Raw genomic sequence first — 21,083 nt, forward strand, 5'->3', positions numbered from 1 at the left:
CGCATTGGGATTTATTCCATAGCTGTTGAAAAAATCTCGGCTCTGGAGCTGGCCACCGCCGACCGCGGAAAGGGCTGACGATGGACTTTGCGTTGCTGCCCCCGGAGGTCAACTCCGGCCTGATGTATGCCGGCCCCGGCTCAGGGCCGATGCTGTCGGCCGCCGCGGGCTGGGACGATCTGGCCGTCCAGCTGGAGTCGACCGCTTGCGGCTACGCAGCCGAACTGACCGGGCTGTGCGCCCAGGCGTGGTCCGGCCCGTCGTCGCTGCTGATGAGGGCCGCGGCGACGCCCTATGTGGCGTGGTTGTCCAGTGCCGCGGGCCAAGCCGCGCAGACGGCAGTGCAGGCGTACGCGGCGGCCGCGGCGTATGAGGCGGCGTTCGCGATGACCGTGCCTCCGCCCGTGATTGCCGCCAACCGCGCGCAGTTGATGGTCTTGATCGCCACCAATTTCTTCGGGCAGAACACCGCCGCGATCGCAGCCTGTGAGGCTCAATATCTGGAGATGTGGGCCCAAGACGCCACCGCCATGTACGGCTATGCCACCGCGAGTGAGGCCGCCGGCACCTTGACCCCGTTCGAGGAGCCGCCCCGGACGACCAGCCCGGGAGCGCAGAATGCTCAGGCCCAGACGGTGGCGCAAGCGACCGGCAACGCCACCAGGCAGCTGGCCTCGACCAACGCCACGGCGCACACCGTCAGCTCCGCCACCGCCGACTCGGTCACTCCAGTCGCTCCCGGCGAAACAGCCGCCGCCCCGCCGGGCAGCACCATCACCATTGGGGCCAGCACCGGTATGTACGTCAACAGCGGCTCCATCACCATCACGGGCAGCGGAACCAATCTCATCAGCTTCGGCTCCGTTATCGTCAACCCGGGCAGCACAATTCACACGATCATCGACTGCACCGCCGACGGTGTCCTGATCCCCAGCGGTGTCGATGTCACCGCCGGCTCTGAGCCCGTCATCCTCACGACCGGCTCGTTCCAGGAGGTTCTGGTCACCCTTGTCAACGGTTCCGCCACACTCCCCGTCGTCGGCACGGAGCAGGTCGCCATCCAAACCTTCGGAAGCGCCGCCACCGCCATCGCGGGTCCCGCCGGCGCCTCCGTCACCAACGTCTTCGGCACCGTCAGCATCGTCACGGCGACACCCATACCCAGCTCGTCGAGCACCGTGGCGGTCCCGTTGGGCGGGCTGGCCGCGCCGGGCCTGGCGGGTACCGCGGGAATTCAGCCTCAGCTCAATGTGGACGGGCTGCTGCAATGGGCTGAAACGGTCTCTGCTGCCGGTTGAGGTGGCGCAGCCGGCGCCGCCGGCGAGGACAAGCCGAAGCGGGGCGCACGGAATCTCCCTAGCCGTCGAACCTGCCGACCTCCGGCATCTGGTGCCTAGGATGCGTATATGGGCAGGGCCTTCGTCGTCACATGCGCGCTCGGACTGCTCGTCGCAGCGTTCGGTCTGATCTGGGCGTTGCAGGGATTCGGGGTGCTTGGCGGCAGCCCGATGAGCAACACCACCACCTGGTCCATCATCGGTCCTATCACGGTGGTGATCGGCGTCGCGATCGCGATCTACAGCTGGCGAAAGCTGTCGTCGAAATAACCCTGAGCCTAGGCGACGGTGAACTCCACCGTGTGCCAGCCGGTGGCGCCGTCGGGCACGCTGCCCACCCGCTCCGGCGTTTGGACGGCCCCGGTGTTGTCGGTGGCGCGGACCGTAATCGTATGTTTCCCGGGTGTTTTCGTTTCCCAGGGGAGGCTCCACAACCGCCACGTCTCATTGGAATAACTCGCGCCCAGTTGCGCCGGCCGCCAGCCCCCGTCGTCGATCAGGACCTCCACGGCCCGCACGCCGCGGTTCTGTGCCCACGCGACGCCGCCGAACACGACGGGCCCGATCGGCACCGTCTGGCCGGTTCTCGGCACGTCGATGCGCGACTCGGTCTTGATTGGCGCACGCTCTGCCCAACCGAACCGCGTCCAGTACGCCTGGGCCCGGTCGAATCGGGTCAGCTCCAGGTCGACGACCCACTTGGTCGCCGACACGTACCCATAGAGCCCGGGCACTACCAGCCGGGCCGGGTAACCGTGCTCGACCGGCAACGGCTGGCCGTTGAGGCCCACCGCCAGCAGCGCTTCGCGGCTGCCGGTGAGTGCCTGCACGGGCGTGCCGGCAGTGAACCCGTCGACCGATGTCGACAGCGCCATGTCGGCGCCTGGGCGCACACCCGCCGCCGCCAGCAGGTCTGCGACCCGATAGCCCGTCCACACACCCGTCGAAATCAAGTTCCCCCCAACGGGATTCGACACGCAGGTCAGGGTCGTCACGGTCTCGACGACGTCGAACTGCGCCAGGTCGTCGAAGCCGTAGGTGGCCTCGCGGTCCACCATGCCGTGGATACGCAGCCGCCAGTCCGCGCGGCTGAGTTGGGGAACACTGAGCGCTGTGTCCACCCGATAGAAGTCGGTGTTCGCGGTGACGAAACGGGGCAGCGCAACGCCCTTCGGTTGGACGTCGGCGGGTATCGGTGGCGCCGGCACCCGCGCTCGGGGGAGTGCGAAGGTGTTGCGGTCGCCGGCCACGGAGTGCAGCAAGCGCGTGACGACCGCCCCGGCGACCCCACTCGCCACGCCGAAACCGAGGACTCCGAACATGAGCAGCGCGCGCCTGCGCCCATCCGAAGGTTGCGCTTCGGCTTCTGTCGGCGGGAACCGGGGAGTGAGCAGACGCAGGGCGGCAATGCCGCAGGCGGCGCCCGCGATCGTCGGGATCGTGTCGAGCAGCGTTGCGCCCTGCCGCGACAGGACGGCGGCGCATCCGACGACACCCGCCGCCGCGATGGTGGCGCTGCCGAGCGGGCGGCGCCGGGTCTCGAGCGTCCCGGCGATCGCCGCGAGCACCGCGATCGCCACGAGCACCGCGAACGACAAGAATGGTTTGTCCAACGAGCCGAGGCTCTGAATCGCCCACTCTTTGAAGGGCCCCGGCGTCAGGTCGACGACCGCCGAGCCGATCGCGCTGCGCGCATTGGCCCGCTCGCCGAAGGGGATACCCACCAGCTCGGCCACCCCGAGCGAGACGGCCGCGGCGGCCACCCCGGCGATCATCCGTTCATTGGACGAGGTAACAGCCATCGAGCAACTGTACCCGTGTTCAGGGGCCCAGCGAATTTCCCAAGGCGACAACGGAATCGAGCCTGAACACAACGCGGCGGCCCACGCCCCCGTCGTCACCGTCGGCCCCGGGCGTGGTCCACTGCACCTGTGCCCTGCCCGACAGGTGCAACGAGGCGCCCGTGTCGAAGTTCACGAACAGCAGGGCAGCCTCGTCGTCGATTGCCAGATTGCCGAAGCTGTTGAACATGTTGTTGCCCGGGAAGTCCGGCCACCACAACTCACCGGGTGAGTCGACCCGAACGAATCCGGGCGGTCCTCCGCGGTGGGAAGCGTCGCTGCCCCGGGTGGGATGGGTGGTCCCGAGGAAGAATGTGTCCGCGGTTGTGATCATGGCTTGATCGGCGTCGCTCAAAGTTGTTGTGCGCGTTGGGGTAGCCGCGGGGGCGCGGGTGATCGGCGAAACGTCGTGGTGGTGGATGTGCTGGGGGCAGTTGCCGTACGCCTGGTCGACGTGCACCGTCATGCCGGCATCGTCGGCGTCGACCAGGACGCCGTTGATCCGCAGCCGGCGCCGCGTGGGGAAGTCGATCGCGATCAGCCCGACCTGCTGGCCGATCGGCAGCCCGTGCAGGGGATCGCCCTCGCGCGGCGTTACCGAGACCCGCAATTGGTCGTCGTCGCCCCGCAGGAACCCTGGCGGCCCGGCCAACGGCGAGATCCAGAGCACCCCGTCACCGTCGCGCCCGGTGATCGCGGCGAACCGCTGTGAGCTCAGGAATTGCGCCGCGCCCGCAGACACTCGGGATCTCTCGAGCATCGCCTCCAGGCGCTTGGCCTCGGCCTCGACGCCGGCCCGTCGCTGCGTCACCAGCTCGCCCTCGTGAAAGGTCACGCCGGCAATAACACCACGAGGGCCCCGAAGCTTCCTAGCGTTGCGGTAGCGGGCGGCTGCGCACCAGGGTCGGCCACCAGAACCACGGCCCGAGGATGCGCAGGATGCACGGCACGACGAACGACCGCACGATCAGCGTGTCGAGCAGCAGGCCGATACAGACGGTCGACCCCACCTGGCCCACGGTGCGTAGATCGCTGGTGAGCATCGCGAGCATGGTGAACGCGAAAACCAACCCCGCAGAAGTCACTACACCACCGGTGCTGCCGAGCGCGCGGATCAGGCCGGTGTGGATTCCGGCGTGCAGCTCCTCTTTGACCCGGAGGATCAACAGCAGGTTGTAGTCCGAACCGACCGCCACCAGGATGATGAACGTCAGCGGCAGTACCAACCAGTGCAGCGGCAGGCCGATGAGGTGTTGCCACACGAGTATGGAAAGCCCGAACGCCCCGGCGTAGGAGAAGGCCACCGTGCCGGGGATGACCGTGGCGGCCATCAGGCTTCTGGTCAGGAACAACATGATCAAGAAGATCAGCACGAACGCGGCGATCGCGACGATGAGCAGATCGGACGCGGCGTATTGCTTGATGTCCTTGTTGGTTGCGCCGGAACCGCCGATATAGACCTTCGAGCCGGCCAGTGAGGTCTCTTTGAGCGCCACCGTTATGGCGTTGGGGAACTGTTCGACGTGTTGCACGCCTTCCGGACCGTTGGCGTCGCCCTCGTGGGTGACGATAATCCGCGCGGCCTTGCCGTCGGGCGACATCAGCAGCTGCATGCCGGTCTTCACGTCGTCGTTGTCGAAACCCTCGTGCGGGATGTAAAAGAAGTCGTCACTTCGGGATTGATCGAAGTCGAGCCCCACATTGATCTGGTCGTCAAATGTCTGGTTGGTCTGTGTGGTCTGCAGCGAAGACTGGCCGTAGGTGCTGACGAGCAGATTGGCCAATGCCTCAGAGTCGTCGGCCGTGAGCTTCAGCTGCGTGATGATTTGCGGGAACGTCTGATCTACGACTTCGAGAGAGATAACGGCGTCCTTGATATCGTCGGCCAGCTTGTCCAAGCCGTCGATCGACTCGAACAAGGACCTGAATGCCCAACATACGGGAATGTCGAAACAGTGCTTCTCCCAATAGAAATAGCTGCGTATCGGCCGGAAGAAGTCTTCGAGGTTGGCCAGATTCGACCGCAACTCATCGCTGACCTGTTGCACGTCCTGCAATGTGAGGACCGTCTTGTGCAACTCGTCCGACACCGTCTGGAAGAAGCCAATCTCCTTGCGCAACACCGCGACTGTGTGCTGGGTGATCTGCGCCTGCTGATCGGTGTTGGCATTCTGCTGCTGGTTGAACGGGAGTTGTTGGCCGCTGCCGCTGCCTTGGGTGGTGAACAGGTAGGGAATCGTGGCGTGTTCCAAGGCTCGGCCCATCGGCCTGGTGATGCTTTGCACCATCGCGACGCCGGGCAGGCGTTCGAGAGCCTTGGCCGCGCGGTCCAACGAGATGAAGTCACCCGAGTTCCGCATGTCGTGATCCGCCTCGATCATCAGCATCTCGGAGAACAGCTTGCTTTTCGGGAAATGTCGATCGGCGGCCTGGAAGCCCAGGTTGGCGGGCGCGTTGTGCGGCTGGTACTGCCGATCGTCGTAGTTCTGCCGGTACGTCGGCACGAAGATCGCCCCGAGCAGGACGGCAGTGGCACTGGCGAAGAGGATCGGCACCGGCCACCGCACCACGCTCGTGCCGATTCGCCGGTACAGGTGCGCCTTGGCCTTGCTCTTCGGGTCGAACAGCCCGAACAGGGTGCCGACGGTCAAGAAGGCCGGGCCGAGCGTCAGCGCCGCGGCGATGGTGAACAGCATGCTGATCGCGACGGCCGGACCCATGGTGTGGAAGTAGTTGAGGCGCGCGAACGTCAGGCAGTAACACGCCCCCGCGATCGTCAGGCCGGAGCCGAGGATGACTGGAGTGACGCTCTTGTATGCGGTGTAGAACGCCTCCTCCCGGCCCTCGCCGTCGTGTCGCGCCTCGTGATAGCGGCCGATCAGGAAAATGCCGTAATCGGTCCCCGCGCCCAGGGTCAACGCGACGACGATGTTGACGGCGAACGACGAGAGCTCGATGTACCCGAGATGCCCGAGGGTCGCGATGACCCCCTTCGCGACCAGCATCTCGAACAGCACCCCGGCCAACGGCACAAACAGCGTGACGATGGAGCGATACACCAGCAGCAGCATCCCGATGATCAGGAAGATCGTCACGATCGTGATGTCGTTCAGGCTCGAATTCGCGATGGCCACCGTGTCGGAGGCGAGCGGCGCCGCGCCGCTGACGTAGACCCTGAGCCCGGCCGGCGGCGGGTCCTTCGCGACGATGTCCCGCACGGCGGCAACGGACTCATTCGCTTGCATTTGGCCGATGTCTCCCGCGAGACGCAGCAGCACGTAGGCGGATTTGCCGTCGAGGCTCTGCGCGCCGGCGGCGGTGATCGGCTTGCCCCACAGATCCATGACGTACTGCACGTGCTTGGGGTCTTGTTTGAACCGGCGCATCAACTCGTCGTAGTACTGGTGATCCGTATCGCCGAGTTGCCGGTTGGCTTCCAGCACGATCATGGCCAAGCTGGTCGAATTCGACTCTTGGAACTTCGCGCCGATGGACAGCAACGCACGCTGCGACGGCGCGTAGTGCGGGACCAACGGGCCCGCGAGTTCCTCTGCGACCCGCTCTACCTGGGGCATGAAGGTGTTCGTAGACACGGCGAGCAGAGCCCAGAAGAAGATGATCGGGATCGCAAAGGCGCGAACCATTCTGGGCACGAAGGGGTGCTTGGCCCCGGGCGCCGCCTGATGCTCGCTCACGCGGACTTCACCAGGCAAAAGACGTGTGCATCCTGACTGGTGTCGGACTGTTCGGCGCGGACGACGCCGTTCACCCGCAGTCGGCAGCCGACTTGACCGCCATGAACCTGCGCCGAGATGCTGCCTGAGACCACGGTGAGTGTGGTGGCCTCCGTGTGCGTCCACGGCAAGGTCGTGAGGTCAACCCGATGCGGATGGCCATCGACGTCTACCCAGACAAGCATCCCGCCCTCCCCGACGGAGCCGAACAACTCGTACGTGAGCCGCTTGATGCTGAATTCCGGCGGTGCCGCCGGCTGATTGACAGTGATGACGGGCGGGGGATCCGAGAATTGGTGCACCTTCCACATGGCCACCCCGCCGACACCGATCGCGATCACGGCGACCAACGGCAACCAGACTCGCGCCAAAACGGTCCTGCCGACTGAACGGGGGCTCACTCGCTCACCTCTGTCGAATCCGGTCCGGACGACGCGTTCTTGCCGCCACCCCTACTCGCGTCAGCCCAGATAGTAGACGGTCATGTATCTAATAGCCAGACGAATACGCCCAACGCCTCCTGACATCCGTTCAATAGTTTTCCCGCAGACGCCTTTTCACCCTGAAGCTGCGGAGGATCTGAGTCGTGAAGTTCACCGAGGCCAGCATCGGGAACACCCCGAGAAATGTTCGCTCGGAAGGCGTCGCCCCCTGCAAGTGGTAGAGACTGCCGAATACGTAAAAGCAGCCCAATGAGAACAAGGTTGCGGGGATGGCGAACGTCCACGGCGAGGTGCGAGCACCGATGAGCTGCTTGGCGAACTCCAATTCGTCTGGCGACATCGCTTCGCCTTTGCGCACTTTGCCCACGACCGCTTTGGCGCTGCCCACTTCTTCGCCCGCAGGGTTACTCGGTCGCCGTTCCAACCGTCGGACGTGCACAGCAGCAACCGCGGCAAAGATCATCGCCAAGGCCAGGGCGATCACCGTCAGCAAAGCATATAGCGCCAAACTCATCGTTCTCGTCCTTCGCTCCGCCGTAGTCGGCTATCGAAGACTACCGCGCCGACCTGGTGCGGGCCAGCCCATAACGCACGCAACCGTGCACTATGCGAACGCGAATCCGCACATGCGTAGATTCATCACAGATAACCGACCAAAGGAGATCGGAATGTCACGTTCGCCGGCTGAACTCGTCACGCAGTTCTGTGCGTTGTGGTCGACAGCCGATGCCGTGAAGATCGCGGAATCTCTGGCCGAAGATGCTGTCTACCACAATATTCCGATGGAAGCCGTGCGGGGCCGCGAGGCAATCCGGGCATTCATCGAAGGCTTCTTCGCGACCCTCGACGGCATCGACTTCGTCGTGCACCGCCAAGTCGCCGACGGAAACGTCGTCTTCAACGAGCGTACCGACATCATGCGCACCAAGGCCGGAAGGACCGTCGAACTCCCGGTCGCCGGAGTGTTCGAGATCGCCGACGACAAGATCGTGGCCTGGCGCGACTACTTCGACATGAACACCCTTACCCAGGCGTTCAACTAGCGGTAGTGAAATGCTCTGTGTCGGAACATAATCTGCACCCGGGACCAGGACTGGACACGCTTGGACCCAGATGCTCAGTCCGTACGACTACTTTCCCATTCATCGCCTCGGCCGAGCCGATCGCCCGCCGGCCAGCGCCGTTCCGAACCATTACGACCGGTATTGGTTCAATGGGCACGGCCGCGGCGGCTACCGGTTCTGATCGGGCCGGGCGCCGGGCGTGTGCGATTCTCATGAGACGCACGTCTGCAATTGCCGGCCCGGGGCGGGCCGGACGGGAAGGTTCACATGACATGGTTTCTGAGGCAGGCCGCGCTGGACTTGGCGTTGTCGATCGACCAGCCGCCGCCCTGGGGGGAAATGCCGCCTCTGGTCGGCACGTCCTAGCGGGGTGCCAGGGAAACCGTCATGGGACTGCTCGAGCACAAGACCGCCGTCGTCACCGGGGGAAACTCCGGCATCGGCCTGGCCACCGCCCGGCGTTTTATCGCCGAGGGCGCCGCGCGGGTCTTCATCACGGGCCGGCGGCAGCCCGAACTGGACGCCGCCGTCCACGATCTGGGTTCGCGGGCCGTCGCGGTGCGCGGCGATGTCGGCGAACCCGGTGATCTCGATCGGCTCTACGACGAAGTGGGGGCGACGGGCGCAGGGTTGGACATCGTGGTGGCCAACGCCGGATTCACCCGGGTGGCGCAACTGGGCGAGATCACCGACGACGACCTCGACGCGCTGCTGACGACCAACGTCAAAGGTGTGGTGTACACGGTGCAAAAGGCGTTGCCGTTGCTCAACGACGGCGCCTCGGTCATCTTGATCGGTTCGACCACCGCGGACCGCGGTCGCCCCGGCATGAGCATTTACGCAGCCACCAAGGCCGCGGTCCGTTCGTTGGCCCGGGCCTGGGCCAACGAACTGGCAGACCGCAACATCAGGGCTAACGTGATCGTCGCCGGATCTACCGCCACCCCGGGCAGCAACGCCCTGGCGGCCCAGACCGACCCCGACGCGTCTGTCGAGCAGTTTCGCGCGGAGCGTATCTCGGCCATCCCGCTGCGACGCTTCGCCGATCCCGTTGAAATCGCCAATGCCGCAGTGTTTTTGGCCAGCGATCTGTCCAGTTTCGTCACCGGATCGACCGTAACCGCCGACGGCGGATTCAACCAAGTGTGATATCGGTGCCTTTTTGCCCTACTTGCCGTACAGCGACGTGGGGCAGACTTCCGATACTCAAACCGAGGAGGCGTCCATGAGCGATCATGAAGTCAAGATGATCATTTTGTCGACAGACGATTTGGAGGAATCAATCCGCTTTTACAGCGAGACGTTGGGGATGGCGGTGAAGTTTCGCGACGGGGCGCACTTCGCCGCACTCGACGGCGGGCCGATCACCGTTGCGCTGGCGACGGCGGTGGACCATCCGATACCTGGGCAGGTCGTCGTCGGTATCAAGACCGCCGACGTCGACGCCGCGGCCAAGGCGGTCGAGGCCAGCGGCGGGGGCATCGTGAAGGGCCCGTACGACGACGCGCACGAACGTCGCGCCGTGGTCTACGACAACAAGGGCAACGGCCTGGTCTTCTACAAGCCGCTGGCCCGGTGAACCGGTTTTACGCGATATACCCCCGGGGCAACACCGAGAAGTCGACGCACGCCGCCGCCAATACGTCGCCTAATTCTGGGTCGACGGGCGCGTCGAGCTGAAGTAATGCTCCGGCCGACGGCGCCTTGAGGCTGGCGACGTTGTGGTTGGTGAGCAATTGAATGGCCTCGGATTCCAGATCGCTCCAGCCCGTGTGAACCGTCATCAGCGTAAGGACGCCGAGTTCCTGACCGGTCGGCGAGAGGATCCGGTGCCGCCAGGCGTTGTCGGCCTTGGCTCCGGTGTGGGGCCGGACGGCCGCCAGGACCGTGCCGCCGCCGCTTTCGAATTGCGCGGCGCCGTCGGCAGGCACGATCTTGCCGATCGGCGTTTTCTGCCTGGTGATCGTCGTGGTTCCCGCGACGGCAATGCGCAGTTCGTCACCGTTGGCCGACAGCGTGTAGTCGCCCTTCCCCCCATTTTTGAACCCGAGCAATACCGCGGCGCCGCCCTTTTGTTGCGCTCGCCCCAATTCGGTTCCGTCGGGAGCGGTCAGTTGCACCCGCAATGCGTTCCCCGTGGACCGGGTCACCCTCGCAGCGACGGTTGTCGCGTTCCCAATAATTGGCATGGCGCGATCGTAGGCTTTGTGCGTGCCATTCGGGGACTGGTTGAGTAATGGGTTCGGCGTGCGAAATTGACCTTCTTGCCAATATTAATTAGGCCGTGTTCTCGTGAGCCCGTGAGGTCAATGTGACCGCCCGGCAAAGCCCGTTTCGGGACGATCTGCTGCGCGGAAAGGTGGCATTGGTCACCGGCGGCGCCACCGGGCTGGGCTTCGAGGTCGCGCGACTGTTCGGCGGTCACGGCGCGCGCGTCGCGATCTGCAGCCGGAAGGAGCCCAACCTCGAGGCGGCCGTCGCGGCACTGCGCGAGGCGGGGACCGAGGCCATTTACGGCGTTTGCGACGTCCGCCGTCCCGACGAGGTGACGGCAGTGCTCGAGCAGGTGTTGGGAACGTTCGGTCAGCTCGACATCGTCGTCAACAATGCCGCCGGTAACTTTCCGATACCGATCAGTGAACTGAGCGCTAACGGTTTCAAGGCCGTCGTCGACATCGACCTGCTGGGCACGTTCAACGTATCCAAGGCGGCGTACGACCTCTGGTTGCGTGATCACGGGGGCGCCATCGTGAACATCAGTGCCGCGATCCAATACCGCGGCATGGCCCTGCAAGCGCACGTCGTCTCCGCCAAGGCCGGCATCGACGCGTTCAGCCGCGCCTGCGCGATCGAGTGGGGGCCGGCGGGGGTCCGGGTGAATGTTGTTGCCCCCGGGGCGATGTCGGCCACCGAGGGGGTCCGCAGAATTGCCGGCGACGACCAGCACCGCGCCATCCAGAACCCGCTGCGGCGACCGGGCTCGACCACCGAGATCGCCGAAGCGGTGCTGTTTCTGGCCGGCGATGCGGCGTCCTACGTCACCGGGGCGGTGCTGGTGGTCGACGGCGGCGGCTGGCTGACGGCCAGCGGCATCCCGGATCTGCCTGGCTACCAGTGACGCCCGACTCGCTCGATTAGGTGTTTGGCACCCATTCGCATTATTCTTTCCCGCGGTCCATTGTCGACTCAGGAAAAGCGGAATGCCTCTTCAGCCCACTCTGCGACGGGCGCAATCGCCACGCGGCGCAGCGCGTGTGACCTTCCCGAAGGTCGGTCAGTGCTTCGACATCGAAATCACCCGCGACACCGACGGGTGGCTCATTCGGGTTCCCGAGATCGGCGCGACCACGCGCGCCGGCCGCCGGGCATCCGTCGACGTGGTGGCCCGCGAATGCATCGCGGCGCATACCGGCATCCCCGTCGGCTACATCATCGTTTTCGTCGCCAAAGAAACTCGCTAGCGCCTTAGCGGCGCTGAGGTGCCTGGCTTCAGATCTTCACCGTCAGCGGCCAGACCTTCCAGATGTCGTCGCAGTACTCCGCGATGGCGCGGTCTGACGAGAACTTCCCGCTGCGCGCGGTGTTCAGGATCGACATCTTCGTCCAGGACTCTCCGTCCAGCCACGCGGCGCTGACCCGGCTCTGGCACTCCACGTAGGAGGCGTAGTCGGCGCACACCAGGAACGGGTCGTCGTGACGCAGGTTGTCCACCAGCGGCTTGAACACCTCGGTGTCGCCGTGCGAGAACGTCCCGTCGGCAATCAGATTCAGCACCGCGGCCAGCTCGTCATTGCTGTCGATGTACTCCGCCGGACGGTAACCCCGCGCCTTGAGCGCCTGAACCTCCTCGACGGTCAGGCCGAACAGGAAGAAGTTCTCCGCGCCGGCCTCCTCGCGAATCTCGACGTTGGCCCCGTCGAGCGTGCCGATCGTCAGGGCGCCGTTGATCATGAACTTCATGTTGCCGGTGCCCGAGGCCTCCTTGCCGGCGGTCGAAATCTGCTCGGACACATTGGCGGCCGGGTATATCAGGTGTGCGTTCTGCACGTTGAAGTTGGGGATGAACGCGATCTTCAGGAACTTGTTGACTTGTGGGTCGTTGTTGATCGTCTCGCCGACGGCGTTGATCAACTTGATGATTCGCTTGGCCAGGAAGTAGCCGGGTGCTGCCTTGCCGCCGAAGATGAAGGCGCGCGGCGGAATTGAAAGCTCCGGGTTCTGCTTGAGCCGGTAGTACAGCGCGATGATGTGCAGCACGTTGAGGTGCTGGCGCTTGTATTCGTGAATCCGCTTGACCTGTATGTCGAAGATCCACTGCGGGTTCAGCTCGACACCGGTCGTGTCGCGGATGAAGTTGGCCAGCCGCGCCTTGTTGTTGCGCTTGATATCGCGCCACTGCTCCCGGAAGGACGAGTCGTCGACGAACCTCTCCAGGCCGCGCAGTTTGCCCAGGTCCTTGAGCCAGCCGTCGCCGACGGTGCGGTCCAGCAGCTCGCGCAGGCCCGGGTTGGACAACGCCAGGAACCGCCGCGGCGTCACCCCGTTCGTCTTGTTGCTGAACCGCTCCGGCCACATCTCGTAGAAGTCTTTGAGGACACTGTCTTTGAGCAGCTCCGAGTGCAGCGCTGCCACGCCGTTGATGGCGTGGCTTCCGACGGTGGCCAGGTGCGCCATCCGGACGTTCTTGCCGCCGTCCTCGCCGATGAGCGACATCCGGCGAACGCGGTCCGCGTCGCCGAGGAACCGGGTGCGTACCTCGTTGAGGAAGCGCCGGTTGATCTCGTAGATGATCTCCAGGTGCCGCGGCAGCGAGTCGCCGAACAGCTCCAGCGGCCAGGTCTCGAGCGCTTCGGGCAGCAGGGTGTGGTTGGTGTAGGCGAAGGTCGCGACGGTGATGTCCCACGCCTCTTCCCACTCCAGCAGCCGCTCGTCGATCAGCAGGCGCATCAGCTCGGCGACTCCGATGGACGGGTGAGTGTCGTTGAGCTGCAAGGCGAATCTCTGGGGCAGCTCCCGCACGCCCGCGTCGGCGAGATCGTCCATGATGTGCAGCACGTGCTGCAGCGAGCAGGACACAAAGAAATGTTGCTGCAGCAGCCGCAGCCGCTTGCCGGCCTCGGGCTCGTCGTTGGGGTAGAGCACCTTGGTGACCGTCTCGGAGGTCACCTCGTCTTCGACCGCCTTGTAGTAATCGCCGGTGTTGAACGCGTCCAGCGCGAATGACTTGACCGCCCGCGCGCTCCACAGCGTCAGCACGTTGCAGGTGTTGACGCCGTAGCCCTGGATGGGCGTGTCGTAGGCAACGCCTTTCAGCAACAACCCGGGCAGCCAGCGGGAGCGTTCGCGCCCGGCATCGTCGGTGTAATGCTCGACGTAGCCGCCCCATTTGACGAGGTAATTGACGTCGGGTTTGGCGATTTCCCAAGGGTTTCCGCGATCCAGCCAGTTGTCGGTCTGCTCGACCTGCCAGCCGTCGTGGATCTCCTGGTCGAAAATGCCGAACTCGTAGCGGATACCGTAGCCGATGGCCGGGCGCTCGAGCGTGGCCAGCGAGTCCAGGTAACAGGCCGCGAGCCGGCCCAAGCCGCCGTTGCCCAGCCCGGGTTCCTCCTCGCAGGCCAGCACCTCGTCGAGCCGCTGTCCCATCGCGGCCAGCGCGGACTTCGCCACGCCCTCCAAGCCGAGGTTCAGCAGGTTGTTGCCCAGCTGCGGACCCATCAGGAACTCGGCCGACAGATAGCAGACCACCTTGCGCCCAAGGTCGAGCGACGTCTGCGTCGACACGACCCGGCGGTCCTGCATGCGGTCCCGCACCGCCAGTGCCAGTGCCCGATAGTAGTGCTCGGGCCGCAGGGCCGCGGCCGGGCGGCCGATCGAGTAGCGCAGGTGATCGGTGATCGCGCGCTGCAGCGCGGGGGCGCCCATCCCGGTGCGCGAGTGCTCGGTCAGGTCAGCCGGCCGGGAACTCGAGGCGGATAGGCCGTCGGAAGGTGTCTGATCGAGATCGGTCATCGTGAGTCCTACTCCCTAGAGGTGATGGCAGTATCGCACCGATGTTCCGGCGGCGCGCAGGTGTCGAGTCTGGCAGCGATGACTGCACACCAGGCGCGCAATTGACGTCCGCCAGGTGAACGCGAGCCCACGTGCTCGCGACGGGATGCCGACGGGGACGCGGACCCTGGCGGGTCGCGAGCGCTCGACACGGGCGCGAGGCTACTTCAAGGCGGAGCGGCCGCGAGAGGTCACCGAGCCGCTGTCGAATCTTCTTGGCCGCCAGGCGCGGTCGGAAACTTTTGGCGGACAACCGCGCTAATTGGTGACCGTCATCTGGTCGTCGCTGGTGTTCCACGACTTGCTGAAGACGTTGATGGGCACCTGCTCGTCCCTGCCGTCCTCGCTACCGGGGTCGTTGAGGTGCACAATGCCGTTGTTGGTGTCGACACCGGTCACCACGACGGCGTGGTTGGACTGGGGAGCACCGTCGGAGTCCTTGTCCTCGACCGGATCGCCCCAGATGAGTTCCGCGTTGACCGCGGCGATCACCTTGCGGCCGTGGGCCAGGTCTTGCTCGAGTGCCTTCATGCCGGTGGAGACACCGGTCTGGGCGGCGCTGTCCTTGTCGGTGCTGACCGATTGGATGCTGTAGAGCTTCAGCAACGTCGGCCCGTCGTCGAACGAGGTGCCCTCGCCGTGATGGCGCTTGCCCGGCTTGGCATAGATCGGGCCGGGGTGCACGGCGCTGGGAGTCGACTGGGCCAGCTTGACGATTGCGCGCTCGGACGGTTGGTTGCCGGTGATTTCACCGACCACGTCGGCGACGGACATTTCCACGCAGTCGTCGTCGTAGCTCTGGTAGCGCCAGAACGGTGCCGCCGCGGCGGGATCGCCGTAGAGGGTGCCCTCGCTGCTTGGCGGGTCGGGGGTGCCGGGTGCGGCGACCGCAGTGCCGCCCGACAGGCCCAGCGCGGCCACGCAGCCGAGCACTGCGACACCCGCGGTCGCGATCCTGGTCCGATGCATCGGCGGTCCTTTTCCAGCATGGGGGTGTCTGTCCGAGAACAGGGTCTCGTCACAGCCTCTACGAATTCTTGGAGGGTTCTCTGATGTCAGGACCGTTCACGGACGATCGGGAGGTGCCCACTGCCACAACATGGCGTCAAGCCGGCCGTCGGAGAGTGACCCGCCGAACTAGTGAGCGCCGGAAATGTTCAACGTGAGCACGCCGGCGATGATCAGCCCGCAACCGACCACCTTGGCCGCCGACAGCGGGGAACCGAGGAACAGCACCGCGATCAGCACGATGGCCGCGGTTCCGATCGCCGACCACAAGGTGTACGCGACGTCGGTGTGCATCCCGCGGGAGATCGACATCGACAACAGCGCGAACGAGGCGGCGTAGCCGACCAGGCAGATCAACGTCGGCCAGAGTCGAGTGAAGCCCTCCGTGCTCTTCAGCAGGCTCGTCGAGACGACCTCCGCGAAGATCGCGCCGAACAGCAGCAAGTACGCCAAGATGCCTCCTTGAATGCGGACGGACATCTACGTGTGTACTCGATCGGATCGATCACTCCCCCCACCGGCCATGCGAAGCCATCAGTTCGAGCAGGCTGGCACCGCCGGTTTGCTGTTCGCGCAGCAACTCGCCGGGCATCGAATAGGGCGGCGCCGCCTCGGGATTGCGCCGAGCATGCGCGACGATCGCGGCCACCAACGTGCTCGCCATCGCCAGGCGCGGGTATCGGCGGTGGATCGCCGTGGCGATCTGCTCGTCGATGAAGTCGGCGTTGCGGCCGAAGTCGGCGCCCACGCCGCTGCGCACGAGGTAGCACAGCGCCCCGCGCCGCTCCGCAATGCCGCCGGAGGTGTGCAGGGCGATGGCCTCCCACACGCCGTCCACCGTGGCGCGGTCGCAGCCATGTTCGGTCAGCAGCGCGGCCGCGAGATCGGCGCCCTCGACCTCGAAGCGGGCCTTCTCTGGTTTGGAGAAGCCGTTGCCGCCCTGAGCGGGGGTGCGTCCAGCCTGACCTTTGGCGGCACGCGACAGGGTGACCCGGTGGGGATCAAGGTCGCCCCGCCCGGCGTCGAGCCGGTCGCAGCACCCGACGTGCTGCGCCAGGCCCGCATCCTCAAAGCGCTTGGTGCGAGCCGTGTTCCGGTTCCGGCGGTGGTATGGCAAGACCGCGGAGATCCGTCGGATACGCCGCCGCTGTTCGTGATGTCGCACACCGACTCTGAGGCCCACGCGCTGGACGGCGCGTTGACCGAGGTTCCCGCGCCGTTCTTGCTGCACGCCGTCGGTGCGGCTGACGATCACGACGCCACACGCCGGGTCGCCGAGGCGCTTGGTGCGGTGGAAACCGCTGCCCAGGTCACCGACGCCGGCCGCGCCGCCCCGTCATTGCGCGACGGGCAATCTGAGGCCGGCGCCGCATGGTCGTCCCCGGAGTTGGTGGGGCTGCGAAACATCAGGGCCGCATTGGATCCGGACCGCGTTTTGAAATGTCAGCGGCATCCCGCGTTTTGAACGCTGCGGCTTTCAGTACCCGCAACGAATAAAGATGTTCTGGCAATAGTTTCCGACGCCGTCCCAGTTTTTCTGCAGTGGGCGGCCCCGGTCGGCGGGGTTGGTGAAGAACGAGGGACCGTCGATCGTGTTGAATTGACCGAGTTCCGGGAGCATCGGCGGCTCGGGCTCGGTATCGGGATCCGCCGATGCCAGGCCGGTGGCGCCGCACAGGGCCAGGACGCTGATCGCGCCGGCTACCAGTCCGCGAGCGTACGAACGAGCCTTCATCGCCGCCCTCCTCTGGCCGATTGCCGTCTGCGCGCAATTCTAGGGGACCTGCGGTGACGCGCGGCAATGCCAGCGTGCCGGAGCGAGATCGCGCATCAGTCACGAACGCACAACGACTCTGCCGGAGCGGTCGGCAAATGCCATCGTGCGCACAACGCGGTCCTTACGGTTTGGCGCGTGGGGACAATAGCCGGGGTCGTCCGCAATGCTGCGGTGGTCACGATGTGCTTGGTGATGGCGGTGATCACGGCGTCACCGACGGCTGCCGATCCCGACGCTGCCACTGCGGTACCTAGCGACGCGGGTGTGCCCTCGAATCCTCCCGCAATCGTCAATACTCCCGACGGCTGGCGCTTGGGCCTTGGCGCCAAGGACGAGGCCCAGGTTCCCGTGGCGCCGTTGACGACCGCGGTCTCGTCCCGCGAGTACATCGCGACCGGAACGTTCGTCGGCGACCTGAGCGGGCCGGGACAGCCGCAGGGCGTTCTCGAGGCGGGTTACGAGATCGGTTGTGGCATCGACATGAGCACCTCCAACGGAGTCGACCTCGGCGGCAACATGGGCATCGCCCCGGGTATCAGCCCGACGTTCGACGCCACCGGCGTATTGCCGCCGCTGCTGCCGTTCATCACCGTTCCGGTGAACGGGTCGATCAACGTCGGACTCAAGCCCGGCTTCGTGGTCGTGGTGCCCGTAGCGAAGAAGCAGTTCAAGGGACCGCATCCGTGGATCATGATCGCCAACTTCCACGTCAGGATCGATGGTTGCGTGGGCCAATCGTTCATCCGCTCCTACGCCACCCTGACCCGGGTGACCGATCAATCCGATGTGGTGCTGTCCTACGTCGGCGTGACGAAAGCCGTTTAACCGCCGCACTATCCGCGGGCAATACCCGCCAGCTGCATGGCTGAGGCTCAGTCGAGGTCAGTGCCGCTCGTCAGCTGTTCCCAGTTCGCGATCTCGGCGACACGCGCGTCCGCAACGTAGCGGTAGAGGGCCAGGGCGTCGGGGCCGAGCAGCAGGAATCCCGGGGGCTCGCTGGATTCGACGGCTTCGATGATGGCGCGGGCCGCCTTGGCCGGGTCGCCGGCCTGGTTGCCGTGCATGGTGTCGTTTTCCTTGCGGCGCTTGCCGGCGGTGTCGGCGTAGTCGTCGATCCGCGTCGCCGACTCGACGAGGGAGCGTCCGGCGAAGTCGGTGCGGAAAGCGCCCGGCTCCACGACCGTCACCGAAATGCCCAACGGCGCAAGCTCGCCGCGCAGCGCCCCGCTGATGCCCTCGACGGCCGCCTTGGCCGCGGCGTAATAGCCGGACCCCACTGGGGTCACCGTCGCGCCGATCGAGGAGATGTTAACGATCGCGCCGCGGCGCCGGGCGCGCATCCCGGGCAGGACGGCCTTGATCATGGTCACCGTGCCGAAGAAGTGCGTGTCGAACAGGGCGCGCACCTCGGCATCGTCGCCCTCCTCGACCGCGGAGCGATAGCCATAGCCGGCGTTGTTGACCAGGACGTCGACGCCGCCGAACCGCTCGTCGGCCTGCCGCACGGCCGCGGCGACCTCACCGGGATCGGTGACATCGAGCGCCGCGGGCAGCGCGCGCCCGGGTGCCGCGTCGGCCAGGTCGGCGACCTTGGCGACGTCGCGCGCGGTGACGACGACGTTGTGGCCGGCCGCGACAACCGCCTCGGCGAGGGCACGTCCCAGTCCCGTCGAGCAGCCGGTGATCAGCCAGGTAGACATACGCGTCTTCTTTCTGCAGCGCAGCTACCGCGTCACGACGAGGCGCACCGCTCGAGCCGGAAGGTGCGCATGAACCCGCCCGGCTCCGTCGTGAGCGTCACCTCGACGGCGCCGCTGGGCGCGACGACGTAGCACTCCTCGACGTCCGGCCCGTCCCTCCACCGGCCGACCGGCTGACGACCGAGGTCGTTGCGGTCGTGGAGGGCCGGATCGAACGGGAACAGGACCGGGTCGTAGGGCGTCACGTCGCCGTCGGGGCGGCCGTTGACGAGCCGGCTGCACTCCACGAAGCGGAAGTGCCCGATGTTGTGCGCGGCGCGGTATCGCCGCCGCACGACCAGCGGGCTGCGGCCGTCGGCCGGCAGCGCGGCGCCCTTGCATACGATCGGATCGAAGACGACACCGGCGCCGGCCTCGGCCTCGCGGAACACCCCGAAGTGCCGTGAAAAGCGTTCGGAAAGTTCGAAACTCGACTCCGAGTCGAGGAAGACGGCCAGGCCGATCGCGGTGGCGGCGAAGGGGTGCGGCGACCGTTTCACCCGCTTGTCGCCGAATGTGGTGCGCAGCATCCGGGACACCAGCGGGAAGCCGCCCGTCCCGCCGACCACGTAGATTCCCGCGACTTCCGACCACGCGACGTCCCGGCCGTCCCGGGCCGGGTCGCGCAGGATGCGATCGAGCAGCGCGATGGTCGGGTCGACCAGCGGGGCACACACCGCATATACGTCGTCGATGCCGCACGCGAAGGGCGGGCGGTCGACTCCGTCATCGATCCCCGCCATGTCGACCAGGAAGCGGCGGGTCTGCGGCCCGACGGACTCCTTGCGTGCCGCGCACTCCTCCTTCAGCAGCTCGCGCGCGGCGGGGTCGACGTCGGATGCCCCGGCGAGGACCAGCTGCAGGATCGCCTCGTCGAAATCGTCGCCGCCGAGGCGCTGGATGCCCTCGCTGAGGACCACGTCGTTGGCGTGCCCGGTCATCTTGAGCAGCGAGGCGTCGAAGGTGCCGCCGCCCAGGTCGTAGATCAGCACGTACTCGCGCTTGGCGGTGATCGTGGAGCGGTACCGGTGGGCGTATTCGAGGCTGGCGGCCGACGGCTCGTTCAACAATGCGACGACGTGAAAGCCCGCCGCCACAAAGGCATCCAGCGTCAGCAGCCGTTGCGCGCTGGACGCGTTCGCCGGCACGCTGATCGCCGCCTCGACCGGTTCGTCCGGCGCGAGGCAGCCGTTGGAGCGATGGTGTAGGTCGTGTCTGAGCTGAGCCAGGAACCCGGTGAGCAGTTGGGTCAGCCGGTAGCGGCGCCCGGCCAGCTCCACCTCGGTCTGCGGCCCGGCCTCGTTGAGGAGACGTTTGATCGACCGCAGCACCGACCACCCCGGCTCGTGGCGGACGGCGGAGGCATCGACGCCGAATCGCAACTCCCCGGCGGCGTTCGCGGCGATGAGCGAGGGCCACGCGTCGACGCCGTCGAAGGAGACGACCGGATAGTTGCCCCGGTCGACCAGTGCGACGACAGTGTGGGTGGTGCCGAAGTCGATGCCGACTCTCATTGCACGAAATCTTAGGACGGTGCAGGCGACTTCGGCACGACCGATTTGACCGGCGCGCCGTCGAGGACCAATGGCCAGCGGACACCGGTCGCATTTTCCGATGACTTTGGCCCCTAGGCCGCTGCCTTAGGCGCCAAGAACGATGACTTCACCGGCAGTTTGCATGGTGAGGAGGCGCAGTGATCGAGATGCTCGAGGACTTCCCCGACGACGTCGCCGCGTTCGCTTTCCATGGGCACGTGAGCAAGGCTGATTACGACACGGTGCTGGTACCTGCGTTCGAGGACAAGCTGAGCCGGCATCACAAGGTCGGGATCTATTTCGAGATCGCTCCAGACTTCGGCAGTTTCGGCGCCGGCGCGATTTGGGCGGACTCCAAGTTCGATATCGGCCACTATTTCGACTGGGATCGCTGCGCGATCGTCAGCGACGTCGATTGGGTGAAAAAGGTAGCCAATTTCAGCGAACTCTTCGGCTTCCTGTGGCCGGGGAGGTATCGGACATTTTCTGGGTCGCAAGCCGACGAAGCGCGCAAGTGGATCGTGAATTACCACTCTAAGCGCGAGGCCGGATGA

23 protein-coding genes are annotated in these 21,083 nt (G+C 65.8%); 10 read left to right on the forward strand and 13 right to left on the reverse strand.

From position 1 onward, the window contains the following. Positions 1-80 precede the first annotated feature (80 nt). Both MSG_RS07130 and MSG_RS07135 read left to right on the forward strand, forming a co-directional pair. Positions 81-1,298, forward strand: a complete 1,218-nt coding sequence (locus MSG_RS07130; RefSeq protein ID WP_096438301.1) for a PPE family protein — start codon at positions 81-83, stop codon at positions 1,296-1,298. Positions 1,299-1,406: 108 nt separating this feature from the next. Continuing rightward, positions 1,407-1,607 (forward strand): hypothetical protein, encoded by a 201-nt coding sequence (locus MSG_RS07135; RefSeq protein WP_096438303.1) that lies wholly within the window; start codon positions 1,407-1,409, stop codon positions 1,605-1,607. 8 nt (positions 1,608-1,615) lie between these two features. On the opposite strand, the gene MSG_RS07140 is transcribed toward MSG_RS07135, so the two are convergent. From MSG_RS07140 to MSG_RS07160, 5 genes are all read right to left on the reverse strand, one after another. Further along, positions 1,616-3,139, reverse strand: coding sequence for a molybdopterin-dependent oxidoreductase (locus tag MSG_RS07140; protein WP_096438305.1), 1,524 nt, complete (start codon positions 3,137-3,139; stop codon positions 1,616-1,618). Between the two features lie 19 nt (positions 3,140-3,158). Continuing rightward, entirely contained in the window at positions 3,159-4,013 is an 855-nt protein-coding gene (locus MSG_RS07145) for a PNPOx family protein (RefSeq protein ID WP_232011187.1), read from the reverse strand. 34 nt (positions 4,014-4,047) lie between these two features. Continuing rightward, entirely contained in the window at positions 4,048-6,822 is a 2,775-nt protein-coding gene (locus MSG_RS07150; RefSeq protein WP_096444180.1) for an MMPL/RND family transporter, read from the reverse strand. A 47-nt stretch (positions 6,823-6,869) separates the two neighbouring features. Beyond that, complete coding sequence (locus tag MSG_RS07155; protein WP_181159160.1) at positions 6,870-7,268, reverse strand: MmpS family transport accessory protein; 399 nt, start codon at positions 7,266-7,268, stop codon at positions 6,870-6,872. Between the two features lie 175 nt (positions 7,269-7,443). After that, a complete protein-coding gene (locus MSG_RS07160) occupies positions 7,444-7,869 on the reverse strand; it encodes a hypothetical protein (RefSeq protein ID WP_096438309.1) in 426 nt (141 codons plus the stop codon). 154 nt (positions 7,870-8,023) lie between these two features. On the opposite strand from MSG_RS07160, the gene MSG_RS07165 reads away from it, so the two are divergent. From MSG_RS07165 to MSG_RS07175, 3 genes are all read left to right on the forward strand, one after another. Then, positions 8,024-8,398 (forward strand): limonene-1,2-epoxide hydrolase family protein, encoded by a 375-nt coding sequence (locus tag MSG_RS07165; protein ID WP_096438311.1) that lies wholly within the window; start codon positions 8,024-8,026, stop codon positions 8,396-8,398. Positions 8,399-8,806: 408 nt separating this feature from the next. Beyond that, the gene (locus MSG_RS07170; RefSeq protein ID WP_096438313.1) at positions 8,807-9,568 is read left to right on the forward strand and encodes an SDR family NAD(P)-dependent oxidoreductase; all 762 of its coding nucleotides are present in this window, start codon (positions 8,807-8,809) and stop codon (positions 9,566-9,568) included. A gap of 76 nt (positions 9,569-9,644) precedes the next feature. Beyond that, the gene (locus MSG_RS07175) at positions 9,645-9,998 is read left to right on the forward strand and encodes a VOC family protein (RefSeq protein WP_096438315.1); all 354 of its coding nucleotides are present in this window, start codon (positions 9,645-9,647) and stop codon (positions 9,996-9,998) included. A 7-nt stretch (positions 9,999-10,005) separates the two neighbouring features. Here the strand turns inward: MSG_RS07175 and MSG_RS07180 are convergent, their stop codons facing one another. Continuing rightward, positions 10,006-10,608 carry a hypothetical protein gene (locus MSG_RS07180; RefSeq protein WP_142404459.1) on the reverse strand — a complete coding sequence of 201 codons (603 nt, stop codon included), beginning with the start codon at positions 10,606-10,608 and terminating at the stop codon, positions 10,006-10,008. Positions 10,609-10,730: 122 nt separating this feature from the next. On the opposite strand from MSG_RS07180, the gene MSG_RS07185 reads away from it, so the two are divergent. Both MSG_RS07185 and MSG_RS07190 read left to right on the forward strand, forming a co-directional pair. After that, positions 10,731-11,537, forward strand: a complete 807-nt coding sequence (locus MSG_RS07185) for an SDR family oxidoreductase (RefSeq protein WP_096438319.1) — start codon at positions 10,731-10,733, stop codon at positions 11,535-11,537. A gap of 136 nt (positions 11,538-11,673) precedes the next feature. After that, positions 11,674-11,880 (forward strand): long chain fatty acid-CoA synthetase Faa4p, encoded by a 207-nt coding sequence (locus MSG_RS07190; RefSeq protein WP_096438321.1) that lies wholly within the window; start codon positions 11,674-11,676, stop codon positions 11,878-11,880. Between the two features lie 28 nt (positions 11,881-11,908). On the opposite strand, the gene MSG_RS07195 is transcribed toward MSG_RS07190, so the two are convergent. The 4 genes from MSG_RS07195 to MSG_RS07210 form a co-directional block, all read right to left on the reverse strand. Further along, the gene (locus tag MSG_RS07195) at positions 11,909-14,344 is read right to left on the reverse strand and encodes a glycogen/starch/alpha-glucan phosphorylase (protein WP_232011250.1); all 2,436 of its coding nucleotides are present in this window, start codon (positions 14,342-14,344) and stop codon (positions 11,909-11,911) included. A 384-nt stretch (positions 14,345-14,728) separates the two neighbouring features. Continuing rightward, on the reverse strand, positions 14,729-15,424 hold the full coding sequence (locus tag MSG_RS07200; RefSeq protein WP_373421139.1) for a cysteine peptidase family C39 domain-containing protein: 696 nt from the start codon (positions 15,422-15,424) through the stop codon (positions 14,729-14,731). A gap of 183 nt (positions 15,425-15,607) precedes the next feature. Continuing rightward, a complete protein-coding gene (locus MSG_RS07205; protein WP_096444182.1) occupies positions 15,608-15,931 on the reverse strand; it encodes a DMT family transporter in 324 nt (107 codons plus the stop codon). A 52-nt stretch (positions 15,932-15,983) separates the two neighbouring features. Further along, complete coding sequence (locus MSG_RS07210) at positions 15,984-16,307, reverse strand: hypothetical protein (RefSeq protein ID WP_142404460.1); 324 nt, start codon at positions 16,305-16,307, stop codon at positions 15,984-15,986. Between the two features lie 27 nt (positions 16,308-16,334). On the opposite strand from MSG_RS07210, the gene MSG_RS26100 reads away from it, so the two are divergent. Then, positions 16,335-16,943 carry a protein kinase family protein gene (locus tag MSG_RS26100; protein WP_232011188.1) on the forward strand — a complete coding sequence of 203 codons (609 nt, stop codon included), beginning with the start codon at positions 16,335-16,337 and terminating at the stop codon, positions 16,941-16,943. A gap of 12 nt (positions 16,944-16,955) precedes the next feature. Here MSG_RS26100 and MSG_RS07220 read toward each other — a convergent pair whose 3' ends face one another. Beyond that, positions 16,956-17,213 carry a hypothetical protein gene (locus tag MSG_RS07220; protein ID WP_096438329.1) on the reverse strand — a complete coding sequence of 86 codons (258 nt, stop codon included), beginning with the start codon at positions 17,211-17,213 and terminating at the stop codon, positions 16,956-16,958. A 222-nt stretch (positions 17,214-17,435) separates the two neighbouring features. Here MSG_RS07220 and MSG_RS07225 point away from each other — a divergent pair, with 222 nt between their 5' ends. After that, positions 17,436-18,080 carry an MspA family porin gene (locus MSG_RS07225; protein WP_373421140.1) on the forward strand — a complete coding sequence of 215 codons (645 nt, stop codon included), beginning with the start codon at positions 17,436-17,438 and terminating at the stop codon, positions 18,078-18,080. 47 nt (positions 18,081-18,127) lie between these two features. On the opposite strand, the gene MSG_RS07230 is transcribed toward MSG_RS07225, so the two are convergent. Beyond that, positions 18,128-18,955: an oxidoreductase gene (locus tag MSG_RS07230; protein ID WP_096438331.1), complete on the reverse strand. Its 828-nt coding sequence runs from the start codon at positions 18,953-18,955 to the stop codon at positions 18,128-18,130. A gap of 32 nt (positions 18,956-18,987) precedes the next feature. After that, positions 18,988-20,508, reverse strand: a complete 1,521-nt coding sequence (locus MSG_RS07235) for an Hsp70 family protein (RefSeq protein ID WP_096438333.1) — start codon at positions 20,506-20,508, stop codon at positions 18,988-18,990. 188 nt (positions 20,509-20,696) lie between these two features. On the opposite strand from MSG_RS07235, the gene MSG_RS07240 reads away from it, so the two are divergent. Continuing rightward, positions 20,697-21,083, forward strand: coding sequence for a SpoIIAA family protein (locus MSG_RS07240; RefSeq protein ID WP_232011251.1), 387 nt, complete (start codon positions 20,697-20,699; stop codon positions 21,081-21,083).

The organism is Mycobacterium shigaense, from assembly GCF_002356315.1.
Lineage (GTDB): Bacteria > Actinomycetota > Actinomycetes > Mycobacteriales > Mycobacteriaceae > Mycobacterium > Mycobacterium shigaense.

Bases quoted from the DNA above. Each gene is read 5' to 3' on its own strand.
- MSG_RS07170 (WP_096438313.1), top strand. From the start codon at position 8,807: ATGGGACTGCTCGAGCACAAGACCGCCGTCGTCACCGGGGGAAACTCC.
- MSG_RS07130 (WP_096438301.1), top strand. From the start codon at position 81: ATGGACTTTGCGTTGCTGCCCCCGGAGGTCAACTCCGGCCTGATGTAT.
- MSG_RS07175 (WP_096438315.1), top strand. From the start codon at position 9,645: ATGAGCGATCATGAAGTCAAGATGATCATTTTGTCGACAGACGATTTG.
- MSG_RS07160 (WP_096438309.1), bottom strand. From the start codon at position 7,869: ATGAGTTTGGCGCTATATGCTTTGCTGACGGTGATCGCCCTGGCCTTG.
- MSG_RS07140 (WP_096438305.1), bottom strand. From the start codon at position 3,139: ATGGCTGTTACCTCGTCCAATGAACGGATGATCGCCGGGGTGGCCGCC.
- MSG_RS07195 (WP_232011250.1), bottom strand. From the start codon at position 14,344: ATGGGCGCCCCCGCGCTGCAGCGCGCGATCACCGATCACCTGCGCTAC.
- MSG_RS07135 (WP_096438303.1), top strand. From the start codon at position 1,407: ATGGGCAGGGCCTTCGTCGTCACATGCGCGCTCGGACTGCTCGTCGCA.
- MSG_RS07225 (WP_373421140.1), top strand. From the start codon at position 17,436: ATGTGCTTGGTGATGGCGGTGATCACGGCGTCACCGACGGCTGCCGAT.
- MSG_RS26100 (WP_232011188.1), top strand. From the start codon at position 16,335: ATGTTCGGTCAGCAGCGCGGCCGCGAGATCGGCGCCCTCGACCTCGAA.
- MSG_RS07240 (WP_232011251.1), top strand. From the start codon at position 20,697: ATGCTCGAGGACTTCCCCGACGACGTCGCCGCGTTCGCTTTCCATGGG.
- MSG_RS07180 (WP_142404459.1), bottom strand. From the start codon at position 10,608: ATGCCAATTATTGGGAACGCGACAACCGTCGCTGCGAGGGTGACCCGG.
- MSG_RS07235 (WP_096438333.1), bottom strand. From the start codon at position 20,508: ATGAGAGTCGGCATCGACTTCGGCACCACCCACACTGTCGTCGCACTG.
- MSG_RS07220 (WP_096438329.1), bottom strand. From the start codon at position 17,213: ATGAAGGCTCGTTCGTACGCTCGCGGACTGGTAGCCGGCGCGATCAGC.
- MSG_RS07230 (WP_096438331.1), bottom strand. From the start codon at position 18,955: ATGTCTACCTGGCTGATCACCGGCTGCTCGACGGGACTGGGACGTGCC.
- MSG_RS07165 (WP_096438311.1), top strand. From the start codon at position 8,024: ATGTCACGTTCGCCGGCTGAACTCGTCACGCAGTTCTGTGCGTTGTGG.
- MSG_RS07150 (WP_096444180.1), bottom strand. From the start codon at position 6,822: ATGGTTCGCGCCTTTGCGATCCCGATCATCTTCTTCTGGGCTCTGCTC.